This window comes from Pseudothermotoga thermarum DSM 5069 (genome assembly GCF_000217815.1).
In the GTDB taxonomy this organism is placed as follows: Bacteria; Thermotogota; Thermotogae; order Thermotogales; family DSM-5069; genus Pseudothermotoga; species Pseudothermotoga thermarum.
This window is the reverse complement of the sequence record NC_015707.1, coordinates 510,325-526,571: the sequence shown is the minus strand read 5'-3', so window position 1 is coordinate 526,571 and position 16,247 is coordinate 510,325. Positions and strand designations below refer to the sequence as shown.

The 16,247-nt window shown below is 40.1% G+C and carries 14 protein-coding genes; 8 read left to right on the top strand and 6 right to left on the bottom strand.

The genetic code is table 11. The features are described from left to right. Positions 1–61: 61 nt before the first annotated feature. Genes THETH_RS02635 through THETH_RS02615 form a run of 5 tightly spaced genes read left to right on the top strand, consistent with a single transcriptional unit; the run spans position 62 to position 4,934 of the window. The gene (locus tag THETH_RS02635; protein WP_157723371.1) at positions 62–643 is read left to right on the top strand and encodes a site-2 protease family protein; all 582 of its coding nucleotides are present in this window, start codon (positions 62–64) and stop codon (positions 641–643) included. Between the two features lie 11 nt (positions 644–654). Further along, a complete protein-coding gene (locus tag THETH_RS02630; protein WP_013931834.1) occupies positions 655–1,140 on the top strand; it encodes a hypothetical protein in 486 nt (161 codons plus the stop codon). Further along, complete coding sequence (wecB, locus tag THETH_RS02625) at positions 1,137–2,228, top strand: non-hydrolyzing UDP-N-acetylglucosamine 2-epimerase (protein WP_013931833.1); 1,092 nt, start codon at positions 1,137–1,139, stop codon at positions 2,226–2,228. Before THETH_RS02630 ends, wecB begins: the two co-directional genes overlap by 4 nt. Positions 2,229–2,244: 16 nt before the next feature. Further along, positions 2,245–3,321 carry a Gfo/Idh/MocA family protein gene (locus THETH_RS02620; protein WP_041446531.1) on the top strand — a complete coding sequence of 359 codons (1,077 nt, stop codon included), beginning with the start codon at positions 2,245–2,247 and terminating at the stop codon, positions 3,319–3,321. After that, on the top strand, positions 3,303–4,934 hold the full coding sequence (locus tag THETH_RS02615) for a sensor domain-containing diguanylate cyclase (RefSeq protein ID WP_013931831.1): 1,632 nt from the start codon (positions 3,303–3,305) through the stop codon (positions 4,932–4,934). The genes THETH_RS02620 and THETH_RS02615 overlap by 19 nt, the downstream gene beginning before the upstream one ends. Here the strand turns inward: THETH_RS02615 and THETH_RS02610 are convergent. Genes THETH_RS02610 through THETH_RS02590 form a run of 5 tightly spaced genes read right to left on the bottom strand, consistent with a single transcriptional unit; the run spans position 4,921 to position 12,326 of the window. Next, on the bottom strand, positions 4,921–7,428 hold the full coding sequence (locus tag THETH_RS02610) for an ATP-binding protein (protein WP_013931830.1): 2,508 nt from the start codon (positions 7,426–7,428) through the stop codon (positions 4,921–4,923). The two genes, THETH_RS02615 and THETH_RS02610, sit on opposite strands and share 14 nt — an antisense overlap. Beyond that, a complete protein-coding gene (locus THETH_RS02605) occupies positions 7,425–8,045 on the bottom strand; it encodes a hypothetical protein (protein ID WP_013931829.1) in 621 nt (206 codons plus the stop codon). The genes THETH_RS02610 and THETH_RS02605 overlap by 4 nt, the downstream gene beginning before the upstream one ends. Positions 8,046–8,057: 12 nt before the next feature. Then, complete coding sequence (locus THETH_RS02600; RefSeq protein ID WP_013931828.1) at positions 8,058–10,052, bottom strand: alpha-amylase family glycosyl hydrolase; 1,995 nt, start codon at positions 10,050–10,052, stop codon at positions 8,058–8,060. Positions 10,053–10,064: 12 nt separating this feature from the next. Further along, positions 10,065–11,270, bottom strand: coding sequence for an adenosylhomocysteinase (locus tag THETH_RS02595; RefSeq protein WP_013931827.1), 1,206 nt, complete (start codon positions 11,268–11,270; stop codon positions 10,065–10,067). Positions 11,271–11,282: 12 nt separating this feature from the next. Further along, positions 11,283–12,326 (bottom strand): DUF362 domain-containing protein, encoded by a 1,044-nt coding sequence (locus tag THETH_RS02590; RefSeq protein WP_013931826.1) that lies wholly within the window; start codon positions 12,324–12,326, stop codon positions 11,283–11,285. A gap of 123 nt (positions 12,327–12,449) precedes the next feature. On the opposite strand from THETH_RS02590, the gene THETH_RS02585 reads away from it, so the two are divergent. Genes THETH_RS02585 through THETH_RS02575 form a run of 3 tightly spaced genes read left to right on the top strand, consistent with a single transcriptional unit; the run spans position 12,450 to position 15,054 of the window. Continuing rightward, entirely contained in the window at positions 12,450–13,355 is a 906-nt protein-coding gene (locus tag THETH_RS02585; protein WP_013931825.1) for an AEC family transporter, read from the top strand. Positions 13,356–13,364: 9 nt separating this feature from the next. After that, the gene (locus THETH_RS02580; RefSeq protein WP_013931824.1) at positions 13,365–13,784 is read left to right on the top strand and encodes a secondary thiamine-phosphate synthase enzyme YjbQ; all 420 of its coding nucleotides are present in this window, start codon (positions 13,365–13,367) and stop codon (positions 13,782–13,784) included. 28 nt (positions 13,785–13,812) lie between these two features. Next, positions 13,813–15,054: a M48 family metallopeptidase gene (locus tag THETH_RS02575; RefSeq protein ID WP_013931823.1), complete on the top strand. Its 1,242-nt coding sequence runs from the start codon at positions 13,813–13,815 to the stop codon at positions 15,052–15,054. Between the two features lie 37 nt (positions 15,055–15,091). On the opposite strand, the gene THETH_RS02570 is transcribed toward THETH_RS02575, so the two are convergent. Further along, on the bottom strand, positions 15,092–16,246 hold the full coding sequence (locus THETH_RS02570; protein WP_041446363.1) for a hypothetical protein: 1,155 nt from the start codon (positions 16,244–16,246) through the stop codon (positions 15,092–15,094). Position 16,247 lies beyond the last annotated feature (1 nt).

The window sequence follows — 16,247 nt, the reverse complement described above, 5'->3', positions numbered from 1 at the left end:
AAAATCACTTTTGAGGTGTTTTGAATTGATACCTTATAAGTCTCTTGTAAAACTTGTTGAAATGCTTTTAAGTGGTTTTATAGCCGTTCTTATTGTTGTAACACCGCGTGAATACATCAAAGCGTACGTTGGATATCTTTTGGGCGATCCAACCCCTAAAAAAGTTGGAAGAATTTCTTTAAATCCTTTGGTTCATCTTGATCCTGTTGGAACCGTTACATTTATACTCTTTGATTTTGGATGGTCAAGACCTGTACCGATAAGACCTTGGAACTTGAAAAACGGTAGAAAGGCTTTTCTTTTTGTTTCATTGCTTGGTCCAATCGTTGGTGTTCTTTGCTTTATTTGTTTTGGTTTTGTTGCACGTTTTTTTGATAACAACTCCTTTGCCTTTTTAGTTTTTAGGAAAGCAACCAAGTACAGCCTTACCTACGCTTTGTTTTCTCTTTTTCCAATTCCACCTCTTGATGGTTCAAGAATACTCGGTGCTTTACTTCCACCAAATTACACAGAATGGTATTTGAAATACGAAGTTTATGGAACTTTGTTCATGCTTGCCCTCGTCGTGCTGTGGATAATGCCAATGGTTATGGATCCATTCGTGTCTTTCATCGAAATGTTGGTTTCAAGAATCCTTGGATAGGGAGAGGTTCGATGTTGGTCATAAGATATCCATTGTCCTTGAACGTGGCAAGGAAGTTAACCGTAAAGGACATCGTGAAATACACTGGGAGGATGATTTTGATAAGCCGAGAAGCCTTTGAAAGGATTATTTTTTACGAAAAGGCAGAAGGATTAATACCTGAATTCATCATGGGAGAAATAGTTGTCTTCGGGAGTATAACCCCAAACAAGTTGGGAGTTGTTTTTGAGGAAAGTTTTGAGCCTTTCTTGGAGAAAATCTTTCTGTTTGGCGCCGTCGCAGTTGTTTCGGATGTACCAGTGGTAAGTAACCACTACTTTAAAAGATTTGCGAGGATAATGTTTGCGCCCGTATCGAACATTGAGGTATTGTCAAATAGAACAATTGCCTACGCAGATCTTCAGGACAAAGCGGTGAGGGAAATTGAGGTTCAAGATTTAATGCTGCGCGTCGTAATAGATTCAGAAGGCAACACAAGGAGAGTGGAAACAAAGTGAAGGTAGCTTTTGTATTTGGTACACGACCTGAAGTTATAAAGGTCGCCCCAGTTTATCTTCACTTCAAAAAGATGAACGAGAACGCTCTGGTCATTGCAACCGCTCAGCACAGAGAAATGATGGACATGATGACCCGCGTTTTCAAAATAACGCCTGATTACGATATGAACATAATGGTACAAAACCAATCTTTAAACTACGTTGTTTCTAGGGTTGTAACTGAACTTGAACAGATACTGGAAAAAGAGAAACCCGATTTAGTTTTCGTCCAAGGCGATACAACAACGGCTTTTGCAAGTGCGCTTTGTGCTTTTCACCTTTCCATACCTGTTGCGCATATAGAAGCTGGTTTGAGGACTCACAACCTTTACGATCCTTTCCCCGAGGAACTGAACAGGCGCTTGATCGATATCATGGCTGAATATCTTTTTGCACCGACTGCTGTCGCAAAGGAAAATTTGACAAAAGAAGGAATTGAAGAAAGCAGAATTTATGTGGTTGGAAATACTGTGATCGATGCATTGGAAATAATCAAAAACTCCGTTGATCTTGAAAAACTTCGAAAAGAACTGATCGATGAAGTTGAATACTTTTTAATCACACTTCACAGGCGTGAAAACATTGGAGAAAGAATGAGATCAATTCTAAAGGGGATCAAACGTTTTGTGGAAGAAAGCGGTTTGAAAGCGGTCTTCCCCGTTCACAAAAATCCCAAGGTGAGAGAAATAGTAAAGCAAGAACTGGATGGCCAGCCAAACTTTGTCCTTTTAGAACCTGTTGATTACACACATTTCCTTGCGCTCTTGGACGGAGCAAAATTCATCATAACCGATTCAGGAGGCATACAAGAAGAAGCTCCTTCTTTTGGAAAATTCGTTGTAGTTGCAAGAGAAACCACCGAAAGGCCAGAACTTGTTCAACATGGTCTTGGAATTCTTGCAGGAACTTGCGAACTTTCGATTTACAAAGCTTTAAAGGAAGCATGTTCCAAAAAGCTTGAAAAAGTATCGAATCCTTTTGGAGATGGAAAGGCTTCCCAAAGAATTTACGAAATAGTCAAGCAAAAGCTTCAAAAAGGAGGAATATGAATTGTCAAAACTGAGAATGGCTCTGATAGGTTGTGGTAGGATTTCTTCAAAGCATCTTGAAGCAATCTTTGAAAACAAAGATTTGGTAAAACTTGTCGCCTGCTGCGACTTGATTCCCCAAAGAGCCGAAATCGCAGCGGAAAAAGTTGAAAAAACCCTTGGATACAAACCGGAAGTCTACACCGACTTTAGAAAACTTTTAAAACGGGAAGACATCGACTTTGTAGCGATAGCAACACCAAGTGGTTCACACTATGAAATATCAATTGAGGCAATGGAACATTCCAAAAACGTTTTGGTTGAAAAACCGATGGCTTTGAGTACAGATCACATGAATCATATGATCGAACTTTCAAAAAGAAAGAATCTTAAGTTAGGTGTGTGTTTTCAAAACCGTTTTAATCCTCCAATCCAAGAGCTTCGAAAGAAAATAGAAACAGGACAATTCGGTAGGATTTTCTACGGCACCATAAGCGTTCGTTGGAACAGAAACAAAGAGTATTACCAACAAGCGCCGTGGCGCGGAACATGGGAACAGGATGGTGGAGTTTTGATGAACCAGTCTACCCACGGTATAGACTTGCTTCAATGGATGCTTGGTGGAAAGCCAAAAAAGGTTTTTGCTTTGATAAAGAACTTCAACCATCCTTACATAGAGGCCGAAGATTTCGGTGTTGGAATTGTCGAGTTTGAATCGGGAGCCGTGGGTATAATAGAAGGAACTTCGAACGTTTTCGATAAAAATCTTGAGGAATCTTTGGCAATCTTCGGTGAGTTTGGCACGGTGAAAATAGGAGGGCTAGCCGTAAACCGAGTTGAAGCTTGGAGGTTTGTCGGCGAAGAAGGGCATCCATTTATGAATTTACCCGATCCAGACACAGTTTACGGCAAAGGTCACATACCTTTGTACAGGGATTTTTGTCTTTCTATAATAGAAGGTAGAGAACCTTTGGTAAACGGAGAAGAGGGAAGAAAAGCCGTCGAAATTGTGCTTGGCATTTACAAGTCTGCTTTGGAAAACAAATGGGTTGAATTCCCGGTGAATTTTTCGACAGATCAAATGAAAGGAGTGCTATGGGCAAAAGACTTTTGATTTTCCTTGATATTTTGCTTTCAATTGCCACAATAATGTTCCTGTTTCCAATCAGATTTGATAGATTGGACCTGCTTTTGTTCGCCTATGCCTTTTTGCTCTTTTCGATTTTGAGGCATTCCGAGTATTTTCCAATGGCCTTACTGCTTTCAATTTCTCTGGTTCTTGGAAGGTTACAAACAACTCCGCTCGCCGTGGCAGTTGGAATAATTTTCAGCTTAAGGAATCACGGTGTGAAGGAAAGGTTAATCAACGCAGCGAGGGTCTTTTGGATCAGTGGATTTTTGGTTGTTACCCACGGGATCATCTTTGATAAAGCCGTTTTCGCAGCCGCTGTCTTTGCCTTTGTACCTGCGGTTTTTGAAACCACTTTCTTGATCAAATCGAAAAAATCGCTGAAAATTGTCGCCTTGGTCAACTTAGCCTACTTGGTGCTTTTCACAGAGAATCTATTGCACGTTGTCTTATCAGATGCCTTTTTACCTATTGTTCTCAATCCAATGGTGTTTTTCATCTACCTTTTGGTTCAGGATTACGAATCCATTTGGCAAAGGTATTTGCTTGAAAAGGAAAGGACCGATTTGATCCGTAAAAAGCTTGCGATGGTGATAGACGTTGTAAACACCATCTCGCAAAAGGCAACCGTTGAGGAATCTTTGTACAAGCTTGCCGAAGCGATATCAGTTATTGGTGGTTTCAAATATGTTTTGATAAACGTATTCGATCGAAGTAGTGGAAAGATTTTAAGATTGGCGCACCATGGTTTAAATCCCGAGGAATTCGACAGGTTGAAAAAATTCCCACCACCGATTGAAAACTTTTACAGATTTGCCCAAGAAAGGTTCAAATTGAGCAATTCTTACTTTGTCCCACAAGGAACGGTGGAATTTCCTGTTGAATACACTTTGACCCTTTTGAACAAAAACAAAGTAAACCATTCGAATGCACAAAATTGGCTTCCAGAAGACTTACTCCTTGTGCCAATTTACAACCCAGAGGGAGAAATCGTTGGCTACATCTCGGTGGACGCACCTTTCAACGGGAAACGTCCATCAGTTGAAGATGTTCAAATTTTAGAGCTTTTGGCCGAGCAAGTTTACAAACTTTTGGAAAGATCGCAAAGCTATCAGCCCCTTGTTTTTAGAGCATCTAGAGATCCTCACACCTTTTTGTTGACGCATTCTGCATTTCTCGGTTTGCTAGAGCAGCATATTAAATTTGGCAGAGAGTTTGCAAACGTAATAATAGACATAGACGACCTGAGCAAGATAAATTTAAAGTACGGGCATGAAATTGGGGATAAGGTGATAGAAAAGGTGGCAGATGTACTCAGAACCAGAACAAGAAAATCCGATTACGTCGCAAGATTCGGTGGCGAAGAATTTGCCATTCTCATAAAAGATGTTTCAAAATCAAAAGCGATTGAGATAACTCACAGAATACTCGATGAAATAAGGCAAATTCAACTGCCAGAAGGAATAAGGATCACCGCAAGTGCTGGTATAGCAGTGTATCCAGAACACGGCAACGATTATGAAAAACTGATCAAAGAAGCTTTAAAAGCTTTGCAAGTGGCTAAAAAATCTGGCAAAGACAGACTTATGGTTTTTTGAGAATCGCCACTGGTTCAATTTCAAACATATTTGCCAACCTTAAGTCACTTGTAAGGATTATTACCTGCCTTTTTTCCGAAGCTTTTTTCAACAACCTAACGGCTTCTTTCAATCTTTCCTCATCAAATCGAATCAAAAAGTTATCCAAAATCAACGGTAATGACTCTTCAGGTTCCAAGACCTCGTACAAAGCCATCTTGTAACAAAGGGCAAGTTGATCAACGGTTCCTTTACTCAAAACCAATTCAAGATTTCTTTGCTTGCTTGCAACGAAAAATTTGACGGACAAATCTTTATCGACAGTCAAATCTTCCGCAAGTTCACTGAAAACTTTAAAGAGCTGTTTCAAAACAACCTGGAATTTGTCGACATAGCTTCCCGTCAACTGTTCCAGCCTTTTTGTCAAAACACTTCTCAACTCAGGTATACTTTTCTCCAAAGCTTCGTAGGCTTTTTTCAAAAGATCGTTGAAAGACAGCTCAAATATGACTTTTTCCACATTCGGCAAACTGACTTGTTCGATCTTTGCCTGCTGTTCAAGTTGTTTCGAAAGTTGTTCCACTTCCTTGGAAATTTGCTCCACAGCGGATTGATGTTTGCTTTTTTCCTGAACCAACTTTGTCAAATTTGGATAAATTTTCGCAAGTTCTTCCAATTTGTTGTTTTCACAAAGATCAAGAATTCTTTCCAAATAGTTGATCTGCTCTTTGATCTTCAAAATCATAGATCCACGATTCAAAGCCTCGGACAACTGCGACGGATCATTTAAACCAAAATTTGCCAGTTCGGACTTAAACAACTTGGAAAGCTGCGCTAATTCTTGTTCAACTTGTTCTTTCGTCTTCAAATCCTGTTGAACAATCTTTTCAAGGAGTAGTCTTTCGTACTCGGCTTTTTCCAAATCAACAACAATTTGATTTAGCCACATCAAAACACTTGGAACATCTTGCAAAGCTTTTGCACCGTAATCTTCAAGTTGCGAAAGAATTTCCTTGACTTGCTTTTCAACTTGCTCTTTGACTCGCTCTAGATCTTCTTTTTGCTTCAACCACTCTAAGTATTGCTCGTAAGCCTTTCTCAAATCCTCCAAATCTGAAAAACCAAAATCCGCTGGCAATTTGTTTTGAGCAACCTGCCTTTCAAGGTTTCGAAGTTCTATCTGTAGCTTGATCTTCTCATCTGATATTTCATCGTATCTTTTTTCACGTTTTTTGTAAAAGACGAACAAAAAGCCCGTGATGAGACCAAAAACAATAGAAAGATAATACCAAAAGCTTGAAATCTTAAACCCAAGCAACGCACAAATCACGGTTCCAACCATCGACAAAAGCACTAAAAACAGCGCTTTACTCCTTGATTTTTCATATTTTGAAAGCTCCTTTTCAAGCTCGTTCATCTTGTCGTTTATTTGAGCTTTGAGCTTTTCAAAAGACAAAACGGTATTTTGCTTTAAAAAGTTGTTTATATCGAAATCGCGTCGTTCAAAAACTCTCCAAGATTTTTGGAAAGCTTGTTGGTGGGATTTTATTTGATCGAGTTTTGACTCTACCAAAGTGTAAGAAAGTTCTAAGTTTTTCAGCTTAAGTTTGAACTTGTCAAGATCCTCTCCTTTCAAGATTTGCCGCAGTTCATTTACTTTCCTTGTCAACTCTTCAAATTTTGCCTCGTTTGCTTTTATCTTTTCCTCAAGTTCTTTAATCCTTTCTTCAAGCGCTTTTATTCTTTGGTGTATTTGGTTTAGGCGAACAAATTCTTCTGCAGAAACGACTGGCAAAAGCGAAAGCTGCTTCAATTGCAGGTTCAAATTGCTTATCTCACGCAAAGTTTGAGATTTTATTTTTTCAATCTCATCTGAAATTTCCTTTTCAAGCTGACTTATCTTACCAGCAATCTTGCTTTTTTCCCCAAAAAGATTTTCCAACCTTTTTTTCGTTTGCTTTTTGATCGATTCTTGCTCAAAAAGCTGTGTTCTAATCTTTTCAAAAGTATTGAGCTCTTTCTTGAGATCTTCGATCCTTTGACCAAGTTCCTTCTGCTTTTCAACAAGGCACGTTTCGAGTTTTGGAAGATCCTCTAACCAAGCTAAAATTTTTTCCGCCTGCTCGGCTTTGAGCATTTTGTTTCTCATCCTTGCAACGATTTTTTGATCAGCCATGGTTAAATCAAACACGTCTTCTTCATCTGAAAGAGTCATCAAACCCTCAACCAAATCTTGCTCGAGCACTTCCACGGTTGGACCGTTGTTTGTCAAGCGAATCGATTTGGTATCACCATCCGTTATAACCAACGTTCCATCTATTTCTTCCCCTGTCCAAGGTTTGTACCTTTCAAGAACGTTCAATTTTCCAGCCCCAAGACATGCTTTTATGAAATGATAAATGGTCGTTTTGCCTGATTCATTCGGTCCCACCACAAGGTTCAGTCCATCTTTTAGATTGAGCTGAAAATCTTTGAACTTTCCAAAAGCTTTTATGTGCAGCGATTTAACGTTCAAATTGTTTCACCTCTTGATAAACGATTTAGCATAGCTAGACAACAAGCGGCTTCATCCGAAAGTTCTTCCAACAGTTGTCTTTGCAAAGAATCGATTGGTTCATCACAAACAAAGATAACTTCGTTTCCAAAAATCTTTGCTTCCTGAGCCCTTTGTTTTGTGATAAATTTTGCAATATAACCAATTTGTCCTTGCTTTAAATTGCTCGGCTTTGATAATTCAACTGGTACACAACTTTGTACGGAACCTTTGACGAATTCAAGCTGTTCATCTCTCAAAACAACGAAAACAGGTTGTTCAACCTCGACTGGGTTGGAAGATACTTTTACATCGATCGTTTCTTGCGTTAAATATTCTTCAAGGATTTTCGCAACATTTGAATCGCTCTGAAAGATTTTGAACCTAGATGGCTCGGGAACTATTTCAAGTATTTGGTAAACATCCTTTGGTAAAGCAATATCGCCAAAAAGTTCAACCGCAACGAATTGATCTGCGGATAACTTGATAAACTCCAAAAGAATAGACTTTTTCAACTCGCAAACTTTTTCATACTTCAGCGGGTAACGTGCATCCCTTGAATCGAACAATTTCAAATTCAAAAGGTAAGCTTTTACCACTCTTTACACCACCTACGAGAAAATTATATGACAAAGCTTATAGCCAAAAGAAGGCATTTTCAAATCGATCCGATCACTTGCCTCAAGATCTTGCCAATCCTTGCCATCCCATACCATTACTCGCTTTACCTTACCAGGCAGCTCTATCGTTTTATCCACCAAGATGGATACTTCTCTAGATTCATCACTCAAATTCGCCAAAACAACGATTCCTTCTTTTTTCTCCCAATACGACGCGTTGACGAACTTTCCATCCTGCCAACTCAGATAAACTGGTTTGTATTGACCAAAGACGATCAAATTCAAGAAATCCTTTCTAACCTTTGCAAGTTCGGATAGAAAGTTCATCAAATCGGTTTCTTTCCAATGAAGAACAAAGTGGTCAAAAAATGCCAATTTTCCGTTGAATTCATCCTCACACGGTAGCATGTACCTTCCGCAGAAATCGTTGTCAAGTCCAAGGTTCATCGGCTGTTTTTCTTCAATTTCTTGACCAGAGTTTACGGTGTAGATACCATTTGGAGCAAAGGCACACAAAAACGGCAAAAGGTATTTGAGTTTTTCACCGTTGTTCCTAGCCACAACCCTTGGTGTATCAGGCGTTTCACAGGCAGCTATGTAAGGCAAATCAACCTCCAAAGCTATCTTTTGGAAAAATTCGTAAGTTTTGTCTGGAACTCTAGGAAGCATCCACCAGCTGTTGCCAATTATTGCATCATACCCCGCCTCTTTTGCTTCACGTGCCCTGTGCATCTCCAATTCCTCGGCTATGAAAACAAACCCTGGATCGTAATCTCTGGCGTTTTTAATGATCATCTGTTCAAGTTCATCTGGCAAAGCATGTCCCATGTCAAGTCTCATTCCATCGATGCCAAATTTCTTTTGAAAGTACGGGATAATCGATGCGATGTAGTTCCAAAGCTCCACGTTGGGCTCTTTTCCAGGAAATCTACTCGCTTTGATCACGTCGAACAAAACATACGGTGGATGATCTTTTGAAACCTTCCCTGCAGCCGTTTGTGGATGATCTAGATAAAGTCTAAGGAAAGTCACATCGTCCCAAGTTGGCTGAGGATCGTTGAGCCAATCTGAAAAGCCAGGCGCCGTCACTATACCATATTCTTTTGCTATTTCAAAAATGAAATTGTCTTCGTTGATTACTTTTAAAAGTTTTTCCCATTTATTTGGATCAATCGTTTTTGGATCAAAGGTGAATTTTCTCAAATGTTCTTGAACTTGGGGTTTATCGTACAAGCTCTTCATGACCTCAAAAGATGGTTGACAAAACCCAAGCTCTGGCACGGCTGGGGGCTTGTAGTTTGAAAGCTCATCTAGCTTTATCCAATAGAACCATTCGGGGTGGCTCAATATCAAGTTGCAATCTCTTGCTGCTGTTCTTGGTATGAAATCCAACAGAACCCTTATTCCAAGTATGTGACAAGCTTCAACGAAAGCCGCAAATTCGTCCTCGACCTTCCAACCTTCAAGCAGTGGATCGTGGTAAAGATCGTCCAGCTTTAAGAAGTCTTTCACGGAGTAAGGAGAACCGATCTCACCTTTTTTGAACAAATTGCTGCTTTTCGTGATGGGCAAAAGGTATATGGCGTTCACTCCGAGTCTTACAAGGTGTGGTAGCAAAGCTATCATCTTCAAAAAAGTTCCAGATTCTCTGTATCCGAGAATATCGTCCTGTTCAAATCTTCCAAAACCTTTGTGATTGAAGGCGGCAGTGGTTCTTGCAAGACAGCTGTAAATAACGGATTTTCTTATCCAACTTCTGTCGTTTTCGCCATTCAAAAGTGCTATCGATTTGTTGTAATCGACGTTTTCCTTCTTAAAGGAAAGTATCCAATCGCAAACGCTTTGAAAATAACTCGCAGGTTCAACGTAAACCTTCTCACCTTCAAATCGTGCAGACCCTTTGTAACCTTCAAAAAACCATGCCTTTGGGATACAATAATTTGGACTTTTGGATTGTCTGATCGATTTTTTTATTTCTTCAACCATATCTTCACCCCTTCAAAAGCTTTCAAGATAGCTTTTTTGTTCAAAAGTCAGATGATCTATTTTCACACCAAGGGTATCAAGCTTTGTTCTTGCAACCCACTCGTCTATTTCCTTCGGAACAGGATGAACACCAACTTCAAGCTTGTTATTCGCAAGGTAAATCAAAGACAAGGCTTGAATTGCAAAGGAAAGGTCCATTATCTCAACTGGGTGACCATCGGCGGCAGCCAAATTCACCAATCTTCCTTCGGCAAGCAAAAACAAGGTGTTGCCGTTTTCAAGTACGTATCCTGTGACGTTTGGACGAGCCTCGTACTTTTCAACTGCAAGCTCTTCCAAAGCTTTAATATCTATCTCGACGTTGAAGTGACCTGCGTTTGCGAGTATGGCGTTGTTTTTCATCACCAAAAATTCTTCAACTGATATCACATTCTTGTTACCCGTTGCAGTTATGAATATATCGCCAACCTTTGCAGCTTCTTTGATAGGCATAACCTGAAAACCTTCCATAACCGCTTCAAGTGCTTTGATAGGATCAACTTCTGTTACAATCACCCTCGCACCAAGCCCTTTTGCGCGTTGCGCAATACCCTTTCCACACCAACCGTATCCGCAAACTACCACCGTTTTCCCACATATCGAAAGATTGGTGTTTCTCATGATGCTTTCAAGCGTGGATTGCCCAGTACCATAGCGATTGTCAAAAAGATATTTCGTGTAAGCATCGTTGACGGCTATAACTGGAACTTTTAGCATACCACTCTTATGAAGCGCTCTAAGTCTTCTAAGACCCGTGGTGGTTTCCTCGGTGACGCCTTTTAAACCTTCCAAAACCTCTGGCATTTGAGTGTGAGCTGTAACAGTTAAATCTGCACCATCATCCAAAATCAAATTTGGCCTTGTCTCCAAAACTTTACGAATGTTTGCCATGTAGACGCTCTCGTCGCTGGTTCTTTTTGCGTACACCGTCAAACCATATTCCTTCAAAGCTTCTGCAACGTCATCTTGAGTGCTGAGCGGATTGCTTCCGGTTACAACAACGTCTGCACCGAGTTTTTTCAAAATGATCGCAAGATATGCCGTTTTGGCTTCAAGGTGAATCGACATGCCTATCCTAAAACCCTTCAAAGGTTGCTTTGGGGAATACTCCTCTTCAATTCGATTCAACAACGACATAAAGCGTGAAACCCAATCGATCTTTTTCCTTCCCAAATTCATAACTTATCACTCCTAAATAAAAATTCTCCTTACAAGCTCAATGGCTCCCCTTGGACAAACCTCGTGACACACATAACAACGTATACACTTTTTGTAATCAATATCGCTTCTCGAAAGATCTATGGCTTTGGCTGGGCACTTCTCCTCACATATTTTACAACGAATACACTCTTTCTTTGATATCTTTGGAACTCTCACTATCATTCGCGCAATTTGTCGAAGGGGTCCTTTCACAGGTAAACTTGGCACAGTCACAGGCAATTCAATTGAACTGCTCCAATCGCCGTCGATTGAATAATCTTTTACCAAACCTCGAGCGATGGATTCTCTCACCGTGTAAACCAAAAACGGATCAACGTTCAGCCTCAAACAAATCGCGTGATCTAAAGCAAAAGGATTCGATGATACAACTATTACTCCAAACTTTTTCTTTTTCCCATTTGCAGGGCCATTCCCCTCCATTCCCTCCACACCGTCAACTATCGAAAGAACCGGATTTACGATTAAACAGATATCCACAAGCAACGCGGCAAAATTTTCATTTGTTTCACACCTTATGTGCCAGCCTGATTTTTCAATGCCAGGAACGCATCCAAACAAGTTTTTTACCGCCAGTGTGAGAACCATTTGAGAATGAGTCTTTAACTTTGCAACGTTCACAACTTTATCAAAATCGAAAACCTTTGAGCTTATCCTTATCTTCTTGTATCTTTGACCATCGACTTCAACAGGTTCATTCAGCTCAACCGCTGGAACGGATAACTTTTGACAAACCTCCCAGATTCCTGAAACTTGCAAAACTTTCTGCAAACTTCCATAAGCTGGGCTGTCACCGACGTACGGAAAGATCCCAAGATCTTTCAAAAACCTCAGAACAACTTCGACGACTTTTGGATGTGTTGCAACAGCTTCTTCGGGTTTTCTTGCGGAAAGAAGGTTTGGCTTGACCAAAACTTTTTCACCAGGTGAAAATAAGGATGAATAACCTTCAAGAACAGGTAGAAGCTTTTTCTCAACGGCTTGGTAATCCTCACACTTTATGAAATGAACGATCATAAAATTCCTCCTTTTACAGAAGATTCTACAACGCAATAATACTTACTTCAAGAAGAAAACTGTTAGCAAATAGAATTATCGAATTAAAAATTCTTGTATATGATCAAAGTTGAGGTGATACAGTTGACGGGAGCTGTCGCAAACCAAATTCTTGTTATTTTTATACTCATAGGTTTTGGCTTTTTTCTCAAGAAAATAAAGATGATGGAAGAAGGTTTCACGAAAACAGCTTCTGATTTAATCGTTCACGTGACATTGCCATTGCTGGTTGTTGCTTCGATGGATAGGGAGTTCTCCTTAGAATATGCGAAAAATGCCATTCTCCTTTTCTTGATCGGTGGTATAATGTACCTTACCCACTTTCTAGTCGGCAAATTCCTCGCAATTTTTGTTGAAGAACACAGCAAAAACATCTACACGTACATGGTTGTTTTCGGCAACGTTGGATTTTTAGGGTATCCTGTCGCGAGAATAGCTTTTGGAGAAATTGGCGTTTTCTACGCAGCTTTTTTCAACCTTTGGTTTCAGCTCTTGAATTGGACGCTAGGTATCAAGCTCATGTCGAAAGAAAAGGTGAGTTTGAAAAGACTTTTGACCACACCGGGTTTGCTCGCCATTTTGTTTGGTTTGCTTTTATTCTTCACGCCATTAAAACTTCCTTTGGTTTTAAAAACCGCTTTTTCCATGGTGGGAGAAGTTTCCACACCTCTTTCGATGTTTCTCATAGGAGCGTTCATCGCTGAGGCAAAGTTTTCCGATTTTGTAGGAAATCTAAACCTATACTTGACAGCCCTTTTAAAACTAGCCGTTTGTCCTTTCATCATGTTTTTGATACTCTTACCGTTTGATCTTGAACACATAACAAAAGTCTTGCCGATAATGATGAGCGGAATGCCATCGGGGATAAACGCCGCAATTTTTGCCAAAAAATTTGGGAGCAACTACAAACTGGCTTCTCAAGGTGTGATAATATCCACTGCCTTTTCGCTTGTAACCTTACCAATTCTTATGTCCATACTTTTGAAGTGAGGTGAGAGTGTGAAAACTTACCGAAAAGAACTTTGGTTTCACACGAAAAAGCGAAGAGAGTTTATCAATATCACTCACTTACTTGAACAGTGCGTGAAAGAAAGCGGAATCAAGGAAGGACTGCTTTTGTGTAATGCCATGCATATAACGGCGAGTGTTTTCATAAACGACGATGAACCAGGGCTTCACCACGATTTCGAAGTTTGGCTTGAAAAGCTGGCACCTGAAAAGCCATATGAACAGTACAGACACAACGATTCTTTTGAAAACAACGCAGATGCCCATCTGAAAAGAACCATAATGGGTCGGGAAGTTGTTATCGCCATAACCGACGGTAAACTAGATCTTGGACCTTGGGAGCAAGTCTTCTACGGTGAATTCGATGGAATGAGACCGAAAAGGGTGTTGGTTAAAATAATCGGTGAGTGATCAACAGATTACCTGGAGGGATATATAAATGTTGGGGGTCAGCGTAATTTTTTTGATAATTCTCGTATGGTTCGTCTCAGTTTTGCTACATATAACGAATTTGAGATATTCCTTTAAAGCCGTTCTTCCCGATGTGCTGAAAGATGTCATCGACGAAGAAACCTTTAAAAAATCGAAGTTCTACTTGAAGGACAGAACTATTCTATCGATTCTAAATCTAACAGTTATCGCAATCTGTCAGGTTGTCATTTTGATGTGGCTTTTGCCTTTGATAGACGAAGCTTTCAGTTATTCAAATCTCAACGTGCTCTTCAAAGCCTTCCTTTGTTGGATGGTTGTACAGCTTGTCTTCATCTTGGTGCAGCTACCAATCAGGATTTACAAAACCATGTATTTGGACAAGAAATACGATTTGAGCAACGTCAAATGGGGTAAATTCTGGGGTGATTTTTTCAAAAGTCTCTTCCTTCGAAGTGTACTGACTCTATTTGCAAGTGTTCTTTATGTAGCCGTTTTCAAGATATCCAATTTGACATCAAACTGGTGGATTTTACTTGCAGTTGTTCTGTCTGCAGTTATGGTTTTCATCGAATGGATTTATCCGATTTTGATTTCACCACTTTTCAACAAGTTCACTCCCGTTCAAGGCGAGATAAGGGAGAAAATAGCAAACCTTGCAGAAAAAGCCGGTTTTAAGGTCAAAAGTGTCTACATCATGGATGCATCAACAAGAACCAAGGCAGCGAATGCTTATTTGACGGGTGTTGGAAGCTCAAGAAGAGTCGTTCTCTACGACACGATAATGAATTACCCAGAAGAAGAAATCCTTGCAGTCCTTGCGCATGAGCTTGGGCATCATAAACACAAACATATATTCAAAATGCTTGCGATATCCCTTGCTGGGATGTGGATTTTGTCGTATCTTTGCCACGTTGTTCTTGAAACTGGATTTATCCAAAAATTGTTTTCCCTAAAAAGCACTTTCAGTTCACTTGCTGCTTTTGTGATAGTCCTTAACCTTGTTGGATTCTTTGTCATGCCAGTTTTCAACTGGATGTCCAGAAAATTCGAATATCAATCTGACGAATACTCTGCAAAGCTTATGGGAAGTTCAAAACCTTTGATAAACTCTTTGAAAAGACTGATAAAACAAAATCTTTCCAATCCTCTGCCTTCGCTGGTTTATGCGACGTGGTACTACACGCATCCGGCGCCGGTGGATAGAATAATGCATCTTGAGCTTTATCAAAAAAGGGCGCAGCCCAGTTGATGAGCTGCGCAGAAAAATAAGCAGCTTGGTTATCGGGTCAGAAGCTAATCCTTAGACCCGCAAAGAAGACAATTTTACCTTCAAAGATATATCTGACACCTGCAAGAACTGAAAAATTCTCTGAGACTTTGAACGCACCATCTGCCCAAAGTCCCAGTTTTCCCTCGTCGAATGTTCCAAGGCTCATGGAAAATTTCTCATAGTCTATCGACAATCCCGCCCTCCAAGATGGCGAAACGAACTTCAGCTCTGAGATATCTATCCTGAAAGGATAAAGTTCCGCAAAAGCGGTCAAAATCTCACTTAACCTTGCATGGTCGGATACTCCAAAGCCTATCACCATTCCATTGTCATAGTAAAACTTCGCACCAACTCTTAGTCCAAGCTTATCAACCAAACCTTCCACACCACCGACGAAGGTTAATGGGTTGAAGGTTACTTTGGCTTGGATAACCGCATCGTTGACCCATATCAAAATGTTTGCTTCACCATCGTACGAAGAAAAATCGGTAACGACTACTGCATATACCGAGTTTTCCTTCTTCACAAACTCATCTTTCATGAAAACTTTCGCAAGTTCATCTAAACTTCCTACGCTGTAAACGTTTGTTTCTGGAAGTTTTTCAGCAACCGTAGCCTTTGCGTAGATTGCAAAGTAATCAAATCCGTTCTCACTTTTAGAGGAAATCAACGCAATAGGTTTAAAGTCCTTCAAATCCACGTACTGTTCGTTGTCATATGTTGTCGGTCCGTATGGGTCTGCCAAAGTCAATTTGGTCAATACACCTTCCTTTGCTATCGAAATCGGTGTGATTTCCAATCTGATTCCCTGACCTTTTCTAACACCTGTCTGCAAGACGATTTCTTCTCTTCCAACAAAAACAGTCGCCTTTTGTCCAAGCACAGTTGAAACCCATGGTCTTGATGAGAGTTTTGTCTTTTCTTCTTTTTCACCGAGACCAAATTTTACTGTGACGAGTGGAAACTGCGCCAATAACTGCATGGCAGAAGCACTGTAGAAGATTCCCATCGATGCGTTAGGAGAACTTGGCACTTCAATCTTCAATTCGTCCAAGCCAGCTTTTGCAACAACCTGTTGAGACAGTTGAACAACTTCGAATTGGTAGATTACAACACTTTGTGCGCCCACTAAGATTGCAGAAAGTACGAAAAATATTACAAGATATCTCATT

Bases quoted from the DNA above. Each gene is read 5' to 3' on its own strand.
- THETH_RS02635 (WP_157723371.1), top strand. From the start codon at position 62: ATGCTTTTAAGTGGTTTTATAGCCGTTCTTATTGTTGTAACACCGCGT.
- THETH_RS02630 (WP_013931834.1), top strand. From the start codon at position 655: ATGTTGGTCATAAGATATCCATTGTCCTTGAACGTGGCAAGGAAGTTA.
- THETH_RS02620 (WP_041446531.1), top strand. From the start codon at position 2,245: ATGGCTCTGATAGGTTGTGGTAGGATTTCTTCAAAGCATCTTGAAGCA.
- THETH_RS02615 (WP_013931831.1), top strand. From the start codon at position 3,303: ATGGGCAAAAGACTTTTGATTTTCCTTGATATTTTGCTTTCAATTGCC.
- THETH_RS02600 (WP_013931828.1), bottom strand. From the start codon at position 10,052: ATGGTTGAAGAAATAAAAAAATCGATCAGACAATCCAAAAGTCCAAAT.
- THETH_RS02595 (WP_013931827.1), bottom strand. From the start codon at position 11,270: ATGAATTTGGGAAGGAAAAAGATCGATTGGGTTTCACGCTTTATGTCG.
- THETH_RS02590 (WP_013931826.1), bottom strand. From the start codon at position 12,326: ATGATCGTTCATTTCATAAAGTGTGAGGATTACCAAGCCGTTGAGAAA.
- THETH_RS02575 (WP_013931823.1), top strand. From the start codon at position 13,813: ATGTTGGGGGTCAGCGTAATTTTTTTGATAATTCTCGTATGGTTCGTC.
- THETH_RS02570 (WP_041446363.1), bottom strand. From the start codon at position 16,246: ATGAGATATCTTGTAATATTTTTCGTACTTTCTGCAATCTTAGTGGGC.